General features: G+C 72.6%; 1 protein-coding gene. It reads right to left on the bottom strand.

Annotated features, from left to right (window positions below; all coding sequences use genetic code 11):
* The coding region (locus tag D8M29_RS13375; RefSeq protein WP_148111654.1) for a transposase at positions 1–350 on the bottom strand (350 nt) is incomplete at both ends.

The raw sequence follows: 350 nt of genomic DNA, 5'->3' as shown, positions 1-350 counted from the left end.
TTGCGGCCCTTGTAGGCGTCCGCGTCGAGGCTGACGGGGCGCCCGCCGCGGGCACCGCGCCGTCTGCGGTGGCCCTGCTGGTCGGCCGGTTCGGGGATGACCGCTTTGATCCCACGGGCACGTAGGTGGGTGCGGATCGCCCGGGAGGAGTACGCCTTATCGCCCAGCACGGCCTCGGGGCGAGTCCGGGGCCGCCCTACTGGCCGGGTCACGCGCAGCTGCGCCAGAAGAGGAAGCAGCATCGGGGAGTCCCCTGCCTGGCCGGGGGTGATCAGGCTGACCAGCGGCAGCCCGGTCCCATCGACGAGCTGATGGATCTTCGTGCTCAGCCCGCCACGGGAGCGCCCGAT

Source organism: Micrococcus sp. HSID17227 (genome assembly GCF_003989405.1).
Lineage (GTDB): Bacteria > Actinomycetota > Actinomycetes > Actinomycetales > Micrococcaceae > Micrococcus > Micrococcus luteus.
The sequence above is the reverse complement of the archived record's forward strand: the minus strand, read 5'-3'. Positions and strand labels throughout refer to the sequence as shown.